At 70.3% G+C, this 16,087-nt stretch carries 12 protein-coding genes; 7 read left to right on the top strand and 5 right to left on the bottom strand.

The annotated features are described in order from the left end of the window. Positions 1–171: 171 nt before the first annotated feature. Positions 172–2,034 (top strand): arabinofuranosidase catalytic domain-containing protein, encoded by a 1,863-nt coding sequence (locus ACFU97_RS21160; protein WP_384258629.1) that lies wholly within the window; start codon positions 172–174, stop codon positions 2,032–2,034. Between the two features lie 81 nt (positions 2,035–2,115). On the opposite strand, the gene ACFU97_RS21155 is transcribed toward ACFU97_RS21160, so the two are convergent. Beyond that, positions 2,116–3,039, bottom strand: coding sequence for a cupin domain-containing protein (locus ACFU97_RS21155; protein ID WP_384258627.1), 924 nt, complete (start codon positions 3,037–3,039; stop codon positions 2,116–2,118). 70 nt (positions 3,040–3,109) lie between these two features. On the opposite strand from ACFU97_RS21155, the gene ACFU97_RS21150 reads away from it, so the two are divergent. Then, positions 3,110–4,495, top strand: a complete 1,386-nt coding sequence (locus ACFU97_RS21150) for an FAD-dependent oxidoreductase (RefSeq protein ID WP_384258625.1) — start codon at positions 3,110–3,112, stop codon at positions 4,493–4,495. Here the strand turns inward: ACFU97_RS21150 and ACFU97_RS21145 are convergent. From ACFU97_RS21145 to ACFU97_RS21135, 3 genes are all read right to left on the bottom strand, one after another. Further along, positions 4,492–4,914, bottom strand: a complete 423-nt coding sequence (locus tag ACFU97_RS21145) for a DUF6003 family protein (protein WP_384258623.1) — start codon at positions 4,912–4,914, stop codon at positions 4,492–4,494. The two genes, ACFU97_RS21150 and ACFU97_RS21145, sit on opposite strands and share 4 nt — an antisense overlap. 63 nt (positions 4,915–4,977) lie before the next feature. After that, on the bottom strand, positions 4,978–6,102 hold the full coding sequence (locus tag ACFU97_RS21140; RefSeq protein ID WP_384258620.1) for an ABC transporter substrate-binding protein: 1,125 nt from the start codon (positions 6,100–6,102) through the stop codon (positions 4,978–4,980). Between the two features lie 65 nt (positions 6,103–6,167). Continuing rightward, positions 6,168–8,708 carry a discoidin domain-containing protein gene (locus tag ACFU97_RS21135; protein ID WP_384258618.1) on the bottom strand — a complete coding sequence of 847 codons (2,541 nt, stop codon included), beginning with the start codon at positions 8,706–8,708 and terminating at the stop codon, positions 6,168–6,170. 331 nt (positions 8,709–9,039) lie between these two features. Here ACFU97_RS21135 and ACFU97_RS21130 point away from each other — a divergent pair, with 331 nt between their 5' ends. From ACFU97_RS21130 to ACFU97_RS21115, 4 genes are all read left to right on the top strand, one after another. Then, positions 9,040–10,134 (top strand): DUF1996 domain-containing protein, encoded by a 1,095-nt coding sequence (locus tag ACFU97_RS21130; RefSeq protein WP_384258615.1) that lies wholly within the window; start codon positions 9,040–9,042, stop codon positions 10,132–10,134. A gap of 12 nt (positions 10,135–10,146) precedes the next feature. Then, positions 10,147–11,901 carry a discoidin domain-containing protein gene (locus ACFU97_RS21125; RefSeq protein WP_384258613.1) on the top strand — a complete coding sequence of 585 codons (1,755 nt, stop codon included), beginning with the start codon at positions 10,147–10,149 and terminating at the stop codon, positions 11,899–11,901. Between the two features lie 72 nt (positions 11,902–11,973). Further along, positions 11,974–13,014: a LacI family DNA-binding transcriptional regulator gene (locus ACFU97_RS21120; RefSeq protein WP_384258611.1), complete on the top strand. Its 1,041-nt coding sequence runs from the start codon at positions 11,974–11,976 to the stop codon at positions 13,012–13,014. Between the two features lie 178 nt (positions 13,015–13,192). Next, entirely contained in the window at positions 13,193–14,551 is a 1,359-nt protein-coding gene (locus tag ACFU97_RS21115; protein WP_384258608.1) for a beta-1,3-glucanase family protein, read from the top strand. 21 nt (positions 14,552–14,572) lie between these two features. Here ACFU97_RS21115 and ACFU97_RS21110 read toward each other — a convergent pair whose 3' ends face one another. Continuing rightward, on the bottom strand, positions 14,573–14,848 hold the full coding sequence (locus ACFU97_RS21110; RefSeq protein ID WP_384258606.1) for a hypothetical protein: 276 nt from the start codon (positions 14,846–14,848) through the stop codon (positions 14,573–14,575). Positions 14,849–14,946: 98 nt separating this feature from the next. Between ACFU97_RS21110 and ACFU97_RS21105 the strand changes: the two genes are divergently transcribed. Beyond that, on the top strand, positions 14,947–15,978 hold the full coding sequence (locus tag ACFU97_RS21105) for a hypothetical protein (protein ID WP_384258603.1): 1,032 nt from the start codon (positions 14,947–14,949) through the stop codon (positions 15,976–15,978). Positions 15,979–16,087 lie beyond the last annotated feature (109 nt).

The raw sequence follows: 16,087 nt of genomic DNA, 5'->3' as shown, positions 1-16,087 counted from the left end.
ATTGACAACGGAAACAAACACATTCGAACCACCGAGCAAAAGCCCACTCAAAGTAATGAAACAAATATTGACGTGTATCAACAGCTTGCGTAACTTCCGAGCCGAATACAGGTCCCGCCCATGCGCTGTGAGGCATTCGCGCACGATTATGAAACTCGGGAAAGGGTTGTCATGTATACATCAAGACGTGGCCCGCGGATCACGCGGAGGGCGGCGAGATGCCTGGCCGCCGCGGCCACCACTCTCGGACTCGTCCTCGCATTCCTCGTCGGCCTTCCCGCGACGTCGCAGGCGGCCGGCTCCCTGCCCTGCGACATCTACGGATCCGCGGGCACCCCGTGCGTGGCCGCGCACAGCACCACGCGCGCCCTGCTGTCGTCCTACAACGGACCGCTCTACCAGGTCACCCGTGCCTCCGACGGCGCCAGGACGGACATCGGCCTGCTGTCGCAGGGCGGCTACGCCAACGCCGGCCGGCAGGACACCTTCTGCCAGAACACGACCTGCCGGATCTCGAAGGTCTACGACCAGACGTCACGGCACAACGACCTCACCCCCGGCCCGGCGGGCACCGCGGGCGGCGCCGACCGCGGGGCGGACGCGAGTGAGATCGCGGTGACGGCCGGCGGCCACAAGGTCTACGGCATCTGGATCTCTCCGGGCGTGGGCTACCGCTACACCGGCGCGGCCTCCGGCGTCGCCGTCAACGGCCAGCCCGAGGGCGCCTACATGGTGGCCAGCGGCACGCACGTGGGATCCGACTGCTGCTTCGACTACGGCAACGCGGAGAGCACACCGGCCGACACCGGCAACGGACACATGGACGCCGTGAGCATCGCGACGACGTGCTACTTCGCGCCGTGCACCGGCTCGGGTCCCTGGGTCGAGGCCGACCTGGAGAACGGCATGTTCCAGGGGAACAACGGCTCCAACACCGCCAACCTGGGCAACAACAGCGCCTATGTGACGGCCGTGCTGAAGAACAACGGCCAGACCAGATACGCCCTCAAGGGCGGCAACTCGCAGTCCGGCGCGCTGTCGACCTGGTGGGACGGGGCCCTGCCCACCCGCGGCGGCTACCAGCCCATGCAGCAGGAGGGCGGCATCATCCTGGGCACCGGCGGCGACAACAGCAACCGCAACCGCGGCACCTTCTTCGAGGGGGTCATGGTCGCGGGCTATCCCACGGACGCCGCCGAGAACGCGGTGCAGGCCGACATCGTCTCCGTCGGCTACTCCGGCGAGACGGACGTACCCAACGGGCCACAGGGGACGATCACCGGCCCCGGCGGCAAGTGCGTCGACGCCGCCGCGGACGACACCGGCGGCAACGGCACCGCCGTACAGCTCTGGGACTGCCAGACCTATGCCGAGGACCAGCACTGGCAGCACAACGCCGACGGCTCCCTCAGCACCATCGGCAAGTGCCTTGACATCGTTGGCAACGGGACGGCGAACGGGGCCAAGGTGGAGTTGTGGGACTGCAACGGCGTGGGTGGCCAGAAGTGGGTGCAGCAGAGCGACGGTTCGCTGCTGAATCCGCGGTCGGGCCGGTGCCTGGACTCGCCGAGCGGTGCCACCGCCAACGGCACGCGGCTGCAGATCTGGGACTGCAACGGCGCCACCGCCCAGAAGTTCGCCGTGAACGGCGGCGCCCCGGCGATCGGCCCCGGCGGCACGTGCGTGGACGTCGACGCCGACGACACCGGCGGCAACGGCGCGGCCGTACAGCTCTGGGACTGCCAGTCCTGGGCGGTCGACCAGCACTGGTACCACCGCTCCGACGGCTCACTGACGACGCTCGGACGGTGCCTTGACATCGTTGGCAACGGGACGGCGAACGGGGCCAAGGTGGAGTTGTGGGACTGCAACGGCGTGGGTGGCCAGAAGTGGGTGCAGCAGGCCGACGGTTCGCTGCTGAATCCGCAGTCGGGGCGGTGCCTGGACTCGCCGAGCGGTGCCACCGCCAACGGCACGCGGCTGCAGATCTGGGACTGCAACGGCGCCGCGGCCCAGAAGTTCGCCCTCAACTGAGGCCGTACGCATTCGCCTCCAACCAAGCCCGTACGAGAGGGAGTCGGTGCCCGGGAGCCGGGCGCCGACATCTCGCGGCCGTCACGCGCCGCGCAGTGCCGTGGCCCGCCGCAGCCGGGCGGGGGTGGTGCCCGTGACGGTGCGGAAGGCGCGGCCGAAGGCGGACGCCGAGCGATAGCCGACGCTCGCGGCGATGTCGTCCAGCCCGCGCTCGGTGGTCGTGAGCAGGTCCGCGGCCACCGTCATCCGGGTGCGCGTCAGGAACTCCGCGACGCCGACGCCCGTGGCCGCCGAGAAACGGCGCACCAAGGTGGCCCGGGAGACGCCGGCGACCGTGGCGAGAGCGGCCAGGGTCCACGGGTGGTCCGGGTCGTGGACCACGGCGTTCACCACCGCCTGCAGTCCGGGATCCACCACCGCGGTCCACGGCCCCGAAAAGGCCGTGGACCGCCCCTCGTTGCTGCCGCCGTCGCGCAGGGTCAGGGCGAGAAGGGCCTCGCAGAGGGAGGCGAGCAGTGCGCCGGCGCCGGGACCGTCCGAGGAGGCCTCGGTGCGCATGAGTTCGCCCAGCGGGCGCAGCGGAGAGCCGGCCCCCATGCCGAACGACGCGTGGAGCACGTCGGGGAGCCCGTCGAACAGGAGCGCCCCGGCACCCGGCCGATAGGTGTAGTGGCCGCAGAAGAGGTCCACGGAGGGCACGCCGTCGCTGCGCAGGGTGGTGACCGAGGCGCCCTCCCTCAGGTCGGCGGGCACGGGAGGCACCTCGGTGACCACGCGCAGGCGGTGCCGCCCGGCGCGTGGGAGGACGAGGACGTCCCCAGCGGACAGGTCGAGGGTGCGCCCGTCCGACTCGGCCACGCAGCGGCCTTCGAGCAGCACGTGGAAGGGCACCTCTCCGGGCGGGCGGGGCGGATTGTCCAGGATGTGGCTGCCGGTCAGAAGGCAGCGCACGTCGATGGAGGCCTCCAGCCGGGCCATGCGGATGAGCGTGCTGATCGCGTCCATGAGCCTATCTCGACGGAAATTGATCCAATGCTGACTTGTGGGATCGCTAGCTTCGGCAGAGTCTAGATCCATGGACGCACTGCACGCAGACCTGCTGGTGATCGGCTTCGGGAAAGGCGGCAAGACGCTCGCGGCCGCCATGGGACGCGCGGGCAAGCGCGTGGTGATGGTGGAGCAGGACGCCCTGATGTACGGCGGCACGTGCATCAACATCGCCTGCGTGCCGACCAAGGCGCTCATCCACCGCGCCTCCCAGCGGCCCGACGACGTCGACCCGGGCAAGTGGTACGCGGCCTCCATCGCCTCGACCGCCTCGATGACGGCGACCATGCGCGACAAGAACTTCCGGATGCTCGACACCCTCGACACGGTCACCGTGGTGACGGGGACGGCGTCCTTCCTGGACGAGAAGCGGGTCGAGGTCGTGGCGGGCGGCGACCGGCTGGAGATCAGCGCGGACACCATCGTGATCAACACCGGCGCCGAGCCCGTGATCCCGGACGTCTCCGGCCTGCGGGACAGCGCGCATCTCGTGACCAACGCGGACCTGGTCCGCTCGGCCGACATGCCGCGCCGTGCGGCCGTCATCGGCGGCGGCTATCAGGGCATCGAGTTCGCGGCGATGCTGAGCCGCTACGGGATTCCCGTCACCGTCCTGGAGAGCGGCGACCGCATCCTGCGGCGCGAGGACGACGACATCGCTCGTGCCGCGGAGAAGATCCTGCGGGAGGACGGCATCACCTTCGTCACGGGAGCCCGCGTCACCGAGGTCGCCGACGGCGACGGCGCCGCCACCGTCCACTACTCGACGCGCGACGGCGGACAGGGCACCGTCGAGGCGGAAGCGGTCGTCGTCGGCACCGGCCGTGCGCCGCGGACCGCCGGGCTACGGCTGGAGGCGGCCGGCGTGCGCACGAACGAGCGCGGCGCGATCGAGGTGGACGAGTACCTGCGCACCAGCCGCCCGCACATCTTCGCGGTGGGCGACGTGAACGGCGGACCGCAGTTCACCTACATCTCCCTCGACGACTACCGCATCGTCGCCGGCCAGATCATGGGCACCGGCGACGGCAAGCGGTCGACGGCAGACCGGGTCGCCGTCCCCTACACCCTCTTCATGACCCCGCCCCTCGCCCGTGTGGGCATCACGGAGAAGGAGGCGCACCACCTCGGGCGGTCCGTGCGCGTCGCCGCCAAGGACATCGCCGCGCTGATGGCCATGCCCCGGGCCAGCATCGTGGACGAGGTCCGCGGCATGATGAAGTTCGTCGTGGACGCCGAGACGGACGAGATCCTCGGCGCGGCGCTGCTCAGCGTGGACGCTCAGGAACTGATCAACACCGTGGCGCTGGCGATGCGTTCCGGGGTGACCGCGAGCGGGCTGCGCGATGCCATCTGGACCCACCCGAGCTCCACGGAGGCTTTCAACGAGGTCCTTGCCACGGTGGTGCGTTAGCCGGCCTCCGCCTTGATGACGGCGAGGTCCTCACCGGTGAGCTCCGCGATGCGGTGCGCCGGGACTCCGGCCGCCAGGGCCCGGGTGAGGAGAGCGCTCCGGCCGTCGGCGCAGGAACGGTAGGCCAGCAGCTCCCGCTCCAGCTGCGCGAGGCTCGGCGGCGTCATCTCGTGGCGCAGACGGCTGAGTTCCTCCTCCCCGAGGGGCACGGGCAGCCGCTCGGCGTCCTCGGGGATGGCCGCCGTCTCCTCCGGCGGCAGCAGCCGCAGCTCGGGAGAGGTCGCGGTGATTCCCTGCGCGCTCAGCCACGCCCTGACGGCGGGGGTCTCCATGCAGGCCAGTTCTCCGACGGCCACGGGAGGCACGCCCAGCGTCGCGGCCGTGCCGTCCAGCAGGACGAGGTAGGCATCATCGGTCATCGTCGTGGTCCCTCAGCGAAGTGTCGTACGGTCTGCCGCACCGCATACCCGGCATCGGCCGCCTCAGCCGGTGCGAAGGACGCGAAAACGATCGAGTGCCGCCGGATCCCGGTCGACGACCTGGACCGGAGCCCACGCCCACTGCCGCACGCCGACACCGGGCACGCGGGAGAACCGGATCGGCCCGCGCGTGCCTTCGACCGCAACTCCCGCCCAGGAAGCGGGAATTCGCTCCCGGGACAGTTCGCCGGCGCTCAGCACGTCGGCGAGGACGGTGATGGTGTCGTAGCCCTCGAAGGCGACGAACGAGGGAGCCCGGCCCAGACGTTCGCGCAGTGCGGAGCCGACGCGTGCCCCCAGGGGGCCGAGCCGTTCGGGCAGGTAGCGCAGGAAGGGGATCCCGGCGCCGTCCTCGCCCAGCAGCGCCGCCCATGGGCCGAACTCCGGCTGCCCGGCCGGTGCACCCACCAGGACGCCGGCCAGACGCCGGTCGGCGCGGACGGACCGGACGAGCGACACGGCCGGCTCCGGGATGCCGGTCAGCAGGAGGAGGGCCGTCGCACCGTGGTCGGCGAGTGCGTCGCACACGTCCTCGGGGGTGAGCGCGCCCATGTCGAGCTCGATGACGGTGCCGCAGCGCGGAGCGAGGTGCTCCCGCAGGATGCGGGTCCCGGACTCCCAGTAGACGCTCGGCTGAGCCGCCACGGCGATCCGGCGGTGACCGGCGCCCAGCAGGAACTCCGCGTAGATCCGCCATCCGTGGGACTGCGCGGGGGCCAGCCGTGCGACCCAGTCCGTCGGCCGGTCGGTCAGCGCGTCGAGCACCGCCGACGAGCACAGGAACGGCAGCCCGAGCGCATCGGCCTTGGCGGCCGCGGCACGCGCGACGACGCTGTGGTACTCGCCGGCCACGGCGGCCACGCCCAGACCGGCCAGCTCCTCCACGGCCGCGGCGGCCCGCTGCGGATCCGCCGCGGTGTCCCTGACCACCAGTTCGAGCGGCCGCCCGAGGACGCCACCGGCGTCGTTGACGTCAAGCACCCCCGACTCGAGCCCGGCGAGCAGATGCCGGCCCGCCTCGACCCAGCCGGGACTGCTCAGCGGAGCGAGAGCGCCGATCCGGGCGGACGAGCCCTCGGTCCGCCGGGGAAGAGGTTGCGCTGCCGGCGTGTCGACCATGGCGGACATTGCATCCATGACCGTCGCCGACAGGCAACCGATTAGTTCGTCCTACGTCGCATCCGTCCTGTCGCTCACGGGAACGACGTCAGCTTCGACGGCACGGTGTCCGTCCCCGACGTCGGCGCACCGGTGTTGTTGACGACGTGGGCGTACTGGCCCTTGCCGCCGAGGGAGATCACCAGGACGTCGTGCAGCTTCACCCCGGCGGTGACCGGGACCTGGAAGCCGTGTGCCTGGACGATCGACGGATCGGAGGTGTAGTTGCAGTAGCTGCCCAGCCCCCACGCCTCGTGCTGGGTCACGGTGTCGGCGACCTTGTAGGCCGCGTAGCCGACGATGCCGTCATGGGTGATGGCGGCCGCGTTCGGGGCGTCGTAGGCCTTCTCGTTCTGGAAGAAGATCGTGCGGCCGCGTTCGCCGCTCCACAGGACGTCGTACTTGTTGAAGTGCTCGACGAACAGCCCGGTGGCCAGGACGTCGTCGCCGTTGACGCGCAGGCCGTAGTCGGCCCGGTTGGTGTCCCAGCCGACACCGCTGCCGTGGTCGGCGCGCCACAGCCAGGTGTGGTCGATGACGACGTCGTCGCTGTTGACGACGACGGAGTTGGTGGCGAGACCGGGACCGGCACCGCCGATCCGGACGAACACGTCCTGCATGGTGGTCGGGTCGGCCGAGTGGTCGGCGCTCGCTCCGGGCTGCCCGATCCGCAGCAGGGTGTCGGAGTTGGTGGCGCCCGCGTCGATGAGGAAGCCGGCGAGCCGCACGCCGTCGACGTCGGCCACGTGCATGGCGTCGATGCCGTTGTCCGGCACGATCGTGGCCAGGCCCAGTCCGAGCACCACGGTGTCGGGGCGCGTCACGTCGATGGTCTGGTCGAGGTGGTAGACCCCGGGTGTGAACAGCAGGTTGAGTCCCTGGGCGAGCGCCTGGTTGATGGTGGCGGCGGTGGCGCCCGGCTTCACGACGTAGAACTGGTCCAGGGGGAGCGAGGCGCCCGCGTTCGCCGGCCAGGACACGCCGCGCGCGTTGGTGCGCTTCGCGGGGACGAACACCTTGTAGGTGCTGCCGTCGAGGTAGAGGAACGGCTTCTCGCGGGATACGGGCGTCGTGTCGAGCGTGGTGTACGGGCCCGAGTCGAAGTTGGTCGCCGGCGCGCCCTGGACACCGGTGAACGTCATGTTCCACACGCCGTTGGTCCAGCCGCCGACCGAGCTGTCGCGGGTGTACCACTGCTGCTGGGAGTACGGGCCGACGGTGCCGTCGATCTTCGAGTCCGCGATGTAGCCGCCGGAGGCCCAGCCGTAGCCGTTCGGGGCCAGGTTGAGGCCGCCCTTGACGTGGACACGCCGGAACGGTGCCGCCTGCGCCACGGCCCAGCGGTCGGTGCCGTTCGAGGGCGTGAGGGCGAGGTTCTCCGCCGAACGCCAGAAGTTCTGCGTCGCGTTGCCGTTGAACCAGCCCGCGTCGACGGTGACGTCACCGTTGATCTGGGTGTCGTCGGGGTTGAGGCCGAGCCCGGAGATCGAGGTGTAGAAGCCGATCTGGGCGTTGATGCCGTTGTAGGTGCCGGGCTTGAGCAGGAACTGGTAGCGGCCGGTGCCGAACTGGGCCGACTCCTGCTTGGCGAAGACGTCGTCGAACTTCTGCTGCAGGTCGGCGGTGCTGGGGTCGACGACGATGACGTTCGGCCCGAGGTCGCCGCCGCCCTGGACCGGGGGAGTGCTGTCCCCGGAGCCGGTGTGCACGGCCACCTCCCACAGGGAGTAGCCGTAACCCGTCGAGCGGACCGTGCCGTTGATGCGGACGTACCGTCCTGAGCCGCTGACGTCGTAGGAGGCCGTGCCTCCGCTCGCGCCCGTGACGCTCTTGAGGGTGGTCCAGCTCTGGCCGTCGGAGGACGCCTGGATCTGGAACTCCTTGGCGTACGCCGCCTCCCACGTCAGGTCGACCTTGCACAGGTCCTTGACCGAGCCGAGGTCCACCTGCACCCACTGCGGGTCGGCGGCCTGGCTGGACCAGCGGGTGCCGCCGTCGCCGTCGAAGGCCGCGGAGGCGGGGGTGCCGGCGTTCTCCGTGGAGGAGGCCGAGGCGGGCCGGCCCTTCGCGGCGTTCGACGTGTCGCAGGAGGACGTGCCGGTGCCGGCCGTGCCGAAGACCTGGAACTCCCAGAGGGAGTAGCCCCATTGGGTGGCGCGATGGACGCCGTACATCCTGACGTAGCGGCCCTGCCCCGAGACGTCGAGGGTGTCGGTGCCGCCGTCGCCACCGGTGACGGAGGTGAGGTCGGTCCAGGTGCTGCCGTCGGCGGAGGACTGGATCTTGTAGTCCTTGCCGTACGCGGCCTCCCAGTTGAGGACGACCTTCGAGATCGAGGCCGTGGCGCCGAGGTCGACCTGGAGCCACTGCGCGTCGCTCGCGGCCGACGACCAGCGGGTGCCGGTGTCGCCGTCGACGGCGGCGGCCGCCGGAGTGCCGGCGTTCTCGTCGGAGGAGGACGTCGCCGTTCTGCCCTGGGACAGCGGGAGTTCGGCCGCGGCGGCCGGTCGGGGAACGGGTAGGACGAGCAGCGCCGCCATGGCGGCGAGCGCGACGCCCACGGATCTGAGTCTCATGGAGGTCCCTGCGGGTGCGATGGGAAAAGAGCAGGAGAGGGCCCCGTGCGCAGACGGGACAGGCGCCAAGGCGACCGCCCCGGCGCTTAGTTCACGTCTTGATTTAACTGATGAGTTCCAAGTCCCGGCAAGCCTTCGGAAGTTGAAATCTTTCCTGGTCCACTTCTGCGGGATCCCTTGACATCTTGATGACATGCCCTCAACACTCCTCGGCGGGAGAGCGCTCTCCCACGCTCCGCCCGGCACCCCATGACGCAGGCTCACCTGACGCACTGTCATGCCGCGGCCGGGCGCGGTCTCTCACACCCCCACCGTTCAGGAGGAGGTCTCCATGTCACGGAGATCGAAAGGCCTGTCAGCGACGCTGATCACCGGCGCGCTCCTGCTGACCTCGATCGGGCTGGGCGGCGTCGCCCTCAGCGCCGGGCCGCCCGCACCGCACAGCTCCGCGGCGCAGGCGTTCGCGGCCACCCACTCCGGTCACACGATGGCGGCGTCCACCGCCGACTCCCCGGAGGACCCGGACGGCGACGGCTACATCCCCGCCAACCCGCCGGTCACCGGCGTGACACCGTCCACGCAGGATCCGCCCCACCGCTACTTCCACGAGTTCCAGGCCAACTGCGCGGTCACCCACACCAGGCCGGACGACCCCATCGTCTATCCGCAGCAGCCCGGCAAGTCCCACGACCACACGTTCATGGGCAACACGACGACCGACGCCTACAGCACGACCGCCTCACTGGCGGCCGGCGGCACCACCTGCAAGGCCCCCGGCGACCTGTCCGGCTACTGGATGCCCACCCTCTACAACGGCGACCAGCCGATCCTGCCCGTGGGTCCGCAGGTCATCTACTACAAGGCGGGCGTCACCGACTACACCAGCGTCCGGCCCTTCCCCAAGGGCCTGCGGTTCGTCGTCGGCAGCCCCATGCAGAGCGCCGACGAGTTCCGCCACCACCCCGGCTTCGTCGAGGGCTGGGAGTGCGGTGACAGCTACTTCAACACCGAGTTCCCCGCGACCTGCCCGAACCGCGCCGACGTCCAGCTCAACATCCGCTTCCAGGCGCCGAGTTGCTGGGACGGGAAGTACCTCGACACCCCCGACCACAAGAGCCACATGGCCTACCCCGTGGTCAAGCCCGGCACGAACGACAACATCTGCCCGGCGGACCATCCGGTCGCCGTTCCGATGATCGAGTTCAAGATGGCGTTCCCCGTCAACGGCGACATGTCGAAGGTGCGGCTCGCCAGCGGCACGGGCCACAGCTTCCACTACGACTTCTTCAACGCCTGGGACGACCGCACGCTCAAGGCGCTGGTCGACCACTGCGTCGTCGGCGGGCTGCAGTGCGACGCGCGCGGCTACGACGAGACCCACCCGGAGGCGGGCGCGGCACTGGACGAGCACTATGAACTCCCCTGAGGAGCGGCAGAGATGACCCCACGACCCCCCACCCGCACCCGCCGCGTCGCGGCACCCCTCACCGCCGGCGTGCTCGCGGCCGGCGCCCTCATCGCCCTGCCCGCGGCCCAGGCGCACGCCGCCGGCAGCGTCGTCAAGGTCACCGGCGGCCAGGGCTCCTGGCAGCTGACCGTGGACGGGCAGCCGTACCAGATCAAGGGCCTGACCTGGGGCCCGAGCGTCGCGGACGCCGAGAAGTACATGCCGGACCTGCAGTCCATGGGCGTCAACACGATCCGCACCTGGGGCACCGACGCCACCAGCAAGCCGTTGTTCGACTCCGCGGCCGCGCACGGCATCAAGGTCGTCGCCGGCTTCTGGCTCCAGCCCGGCGGCGGCCCCGGCAGCGGCGGCTGCGTCAACTACGTCACCGACACCGCGTACAAGAACCAAATGCTCGACGAGTTCCCCAAGTGGGTCCAGACGTACAAGGACAACCCCGGCGTGCTGATGTGGGACGTCGGCAACGAGTCGGTCCTCGGGCTGCAGAACTGCTACAGCGGCGACGAGCTGGAGAGACAGCGCGACGCGTACACCACCCTCGTCAACGACATCACCAAGAAGATCCACGCCGTCGACCCCAACCACCCGGTCACCTCCACCGACGCCTGGGTCGGGGCCTGGCCGTACTACAAGAAGAACGCGCCCGACCTCGACCTGTACGCGGTGAACTCCTACAACGCCGTCTGCGACATCAAGTCCGCCTGGGAGCAGGGCGGTTACACCAAGCCCTACATCGTCACCGAGACCGGACCGGCCGGCGAGTGGGAGGTCCCCGACGACGCCAACGGCGTACCGCTCGAACCCACCGACCGGGCCAAGGCCGAGGGCTACACGCGCGCCTGGGGCTGCGTCACCGGCCACAAGGGCGTCGCACTCGGCGCCACGATGTTCCACTACGGCACCGAGTACGACTTCGGCGGCATCTGGTTCAACCTGCTGCCCGCGGGCCAGAAGCGCCTGTCGTACTACGCCGTGAAGAAGGCCTACGGCGGCGACACCACGCACGACAACACCCCGCCCGTCATCTCCGACCTGAGCGTGGAGGGCGACGCGGGCAAGGTGCAGGCGGGACGGGACCTCGTCGTGGACGTCAAGGCCACCGACCCCGACGGCGACCGGATCTCCTACGAGGTCCTCGACAACAGCATGTACGTCGACCAGAGCAAGAACCTCGCCTCGCTGCCCGTCACCGACCTCGGCGGCGGCCGACTGAAGGTCACCGCTCCGGACCGCCCTGGGGTGTGGAAGATCTACGTCAAGGCGACCGACGGCCGGGGCAACGTAGGGGTCGAGACCCGCTCGATCCGCGTCGTCCCACCCGTGCCGTCCGGTACGAACCTGGCCCAGGGCAGACCGGCCACCGCCTCGTCCTACCAGGCGAGTTACGGCGACTGCCCGTGCACCGCCGCCAACGCCGTCGACGGAAACCCCGCCACCCGCTGGGCCAGTGACTGGAGCGACCCCCAGTGGCTCCGGGTCGACCTCGGCACCCGCACCACCTTCCGGCACGTCCAGCTGTTCTGGGAGGCGTCGTACGCGAAGGCGTACACCGTCCAGACCTCCGACGACGGCCAGAACTGGCAGACCGTGCACACGGTGTCCGACGGCAACGGCGGCATCGACGACTTCGACGTCACCGGGACAGGCCGCTACGTACGGGTCAACGGCACGGCGCGGGGGACCGGTTGGGGCTATTCGCTGTACGAGTTCGGCGTCTACTCCTGACCCCACCCAGTGACGGGTCCGTCGCCGGAGAGCGCTCTATTGCGTGATCCGCAGGTCCGTTAGGGTGCCTGCATGCGCAGACGGGCCCCGACGCTGGAGGACGTCGCCCGGGAGGCCGGTGTCTCCCGGGCGACCGTGTCCCGGGTCGTCAACGGCATCCGCAACGTGGATCCGGAGATACAGGAACTGGTCCGCGGTGCCATCGAGCGGACGGGTTACGCGCCCAACCGGGCCGCCCGTTCGCTGGTGACCCGGCGGGCCGAGACCGTCGCCCTGGTGGTGTCCGGCGCCGGGGACACCACGGACGCCGGCCAGAACGCCTTCGCCACACGGGTGTTCGCGGACCCCTTCTTCGGCCGCGTGGTCGGCGGCATCGTCGGCTTCCTGCGCCCCCGCTCCATGCACCCGGTGCTGATGTTCGCCGAGTCCGCCGAGGCGCGGGAAGAAGTGCTGACCTATCTGCGTCAGGGCCGCGCCGACGGCGCCCTTGTCGTCTCCACCCACGCCGACGACCCGCTGCCCGCCCTGCTCGCCGGCGCCCGGCTCCCCGCGGTGCTCTTCGCGCGTCCCTCGCGGCCGGTTCCGCTCAGCTACGTCGACCTGGCGCACCGGGACGGGGCACGGCTCGCCGCCGAGCACCTGCTCGCCCGTGGATGCCGCCAACTGGCCACGGTCAGCGGTCCGTTGGACGTGGCCGCGAGCCAGGAGCGGCTGGCCGGCTTCCGCGACACGCTCGCCCGCCACGGCCGTCCGCACGTCCCGGTCGCCGAGGGCGGCTTCACCCTCGACAGCGGCATCGCGGCCATGGCGGACCTGCTGGAGCGCCACCCCGGCACGGACGGCGTGTTCGCGGCCAACGACCTCATGGCCCAGGGCGCCTGCCAGGTGCTGCGCGAGCGGGGCCGGCGGGTGCCCGAGGACGTCGCGGTCGTCGGCTTCGACGACTCCAGCATCGCCGTCACCTGCCACCCCCGGCTCACCACCGTCCGCCAGCCGGTCGAGGAGATGGCGGCGGAGATGGCGCGCCTGCTCGACGAGCACATCCACGGCGTACGCACGGACGCGACATCGGTCGTCTTCGAGCCGGAACTCGTGGTGCGCGAGTCGGCGTGACGGCACGCGAAGGTCCGTACCGGACGCGTCAAGGGATGTAAGGGTCGGGCCCGACCCATGTGATTTCGGCTTCAGTTGTTGACGGCGGGCATTGCCGGGACTACAACCCCAGAGAGCGCTCTCACGTCTGCTGTTGCTCCACCCCCACGCACGCCGTACCGGCTTGAGGAGACCCCGCATGCAGAGTCACGTCGGCGCACCCACCCGCAGACCACCGGCAGGCGCCGCCCGCTCACGCGCCGCCCTCGGTCTCGTCGTCGTCCTGATCGCCGCCTTCTTCGCGGCCCTGGCTCCGTCGCCCGCGCACGCGGCCGACACCCTGCTCTCCCAGGGCAGACCCGCCACGGCCTCCTCCACCGAGAACGCAACCTTCCCGGCGAGCGCGGCAGTTGACGGCAACACCGGCACCCGCTGGTCCTCTGCCTTCGCGGACCCGCAGTGGATCAGGATCGACCTCGGTTCCGTCCAGCAGCTCAGCCGCGTCACGCTCAACTGGGAGGCCGCCTACGCGACCGCCTTCCAGATCCAGACCTCCAACGACGCCAATACCTGGACCACCGTCCACTCCACGACCACCGCCACCGGCGGCACCCAGAACCTGACCGTCTCCGGCAGCGGACGCTACGTCCGCCTGTACGGCACCGCGCGCGCCACCCCGTACGGCTACTCCCTCTGGGAGTTCCAGATCTACGGCCCCGGCGGCACCACAACCCCGCCGGACGACTTCTGGGGCAGTACCAGCGACATACCCCCGGCGAGCAACGCCGTCGAGGTGAAGATCCTCAACCGCACCAACGGCAAGTACCCCGACAGCCAGGTGTACTGGAGCTTCAACGGCCAGACGCACTCCATCGCCGAGCAGCCCTACCTCGACATGCCCGCCAACTCCGCGGGCCGCATGTACTTCTACCTGGGCTCGCCCAGCAGCCCCTACTACGACTTCATCGAGTTCACCGTCGGCAACAACGTCTTCAACGGCAACACCACCCGGGTCGACGCCTTCGGGCTCAAGCTGGCCATGCGCCTGCACTCCAAGGACGGTTACGACGTCGAGGTCGGCGAGAACCGGCAGACCTTCGCCGAAGACCGCGCCAGCACCTTCCAGCGCTTCATCGCGGCCGTCCCGGACCAGTTCAAGGTGCTGGCCCAGACCCAGGCCCCGTACCGGATCATCGCGCCCGGCAGTGACCCGAGCTTCCGCGCGGGCGGTGCCAACGCGAACTACTTCACCGCGTACGCCCAGTCCGTGGGCGTGAACGCGGCCACCTCCGACATCTTCGGCTGCGCCGCCTCGCTGGCGGGCAACCCGAACATGTGCGCAGCACTCAACCGCCACGTCGCCGCTTTGCCGGCCTCCCAGCAGTCCGACCCGGCCCAGTTCTACAAGGCGGCACCGGCGAACTACTACGCCAAGTTCTGGCACGACAACGCGATCAACCAACTCGCCTACGGGTTCCCGTACGACGACGTGGCGGGCCAGTCCTCGTTCATCTCGCACGCCAGTCCGCAGTGGCTGCTGGTGGCGGTCGGCTGGTAGCCGCAGTGTGACGCCGGCGCCCTACTGGGGCTGCTGCCCCGATTGCCGCCGTGGCAGGGACCGCTCGTCGCGGAGGCGGGCGAGTTCGCCCAGGGCGCCGTTGATACGGGTGATCTCCCAGAGGAGGTACACGCTCGCACCTGCGAACGCGATCCATGCGCCCCACTGGAAGACGCGGACCACGAGATACAGCAGGCCGGCCAGGACGAAGAACTTCAGCAGGATCTCGGATGTCCGGGTGTGGTCGGCAGCGACTCGTGGTCCGCCGCCGTGGATCTGACGCAGGCGCGTTTTCATCAGCTTCCCCCTGTGCTCGGGGGCATCATCCCTCGTGCCGCGCCCTGAGTGCTACCGCGCCGACACCGCGGGTCCGGCAGCTGTCTAGGGTTCCGTGTATGCCGAGGACCACGCCCCCGCGCCCCGTCGACGTCGAAGCGCTCTTCCCGGAGCTCGCGGCCCACCGGGGCACCACCACCCGGCTGCACCCGCGCCCGGGCCAACCGGACGTGACGGACAGCTCCGTGGGCGGCCCGGTCCTCTGGCCGGCCGACGAACCCTGGCCGGTGTGTACCGAGCAGCACGAGCGAGCGCGTGGTGAGCGCCCGGCCGACATCCGCCGACGGCGGCAGATCCTGGCCGATGCGTGGCTCCGTCACCCCGACTCCGGCCCCACGGAAGCGGAACGGCAAGAACTGGACGCGCTCGACGACGAGCACGTCGTCGCTGGGAGCGCCGCGGACGATCCGCTGCCGATGATCTGCGTCGCGCAGCTGTACCGACGTGACGTCCCGGACCTGCCCGCCGGTCCGGACGGCCGCGATCTGCTTCAGGTGTTCTGGTGCCCCTTCGACGCGCACGGGCCGACCGGCTACGGCATGCTGATCGACCTGCGCTGGCGCCGTTCGGAGGACGTCATCGACCTGCTGACCGCGCCGCCGCGGCCGCGGGTCGTCGGCTTCGACGGCTACGTACCCGAACCGTGCGTCCTGCATCCGGAGCGGGTGACCACCTACCCGTTCGCCGGTCTGCTTCCCGACGAGCTGCGGACACGGATCGACGCCTGGGAAGAGGGCCTGGAGAAGCAGGCCGAGGAATCGGAGGCCGACGACGAGCCGGATCCGGTGGGGTACCAGTACGACCTGTCCATCCCGCCCGGCTGGCGCGCGGGCGGTTTCGCGTCCTGGCACACCACCGACCCGGCCCCCATGACCTGCCGGGCCTGCGCGGCGCCGATGCATCTGCTGCTGACGGTCGACAGCTCGGAATGGGACGGCGGCAGCGGCAGCTGGAAGCCGCTGGAGGAACGGGACTTGGCCACGCACCTGCACGCCAGGCCGACCGAGGTCACGGTGGGCCGGTGGGGCGAGCTGAACATCTTCGCCTGCCCCGACGATCCCGGCCATCCGCACGACTGGAGCATCCAGTAGCCGGCGTCGGGGGTCGGGGTTGGGGGGGCCGGCGGGTCGGTGGGCCGTGCACATGGTGCACCGCTCACTCCGAACAGGTCACGTCCGGTCGAACGTCCTGGTAGGAAGG

It is taken from the genome of Streptomyces sp. NPDC057616 (assembly GCF_042800575.1).
Classification (GTDB): domain Bacteria; phylum Actinomycetota; class Actinomycetes; order Streptomycetales; family Streptomycetaceae; genus Streptomyces.
The sequence above is the reverse complement of the archived record's forward strand: the minus strand, read 5'-3'. Positions and strand labels throughout refer to the sequence as shown.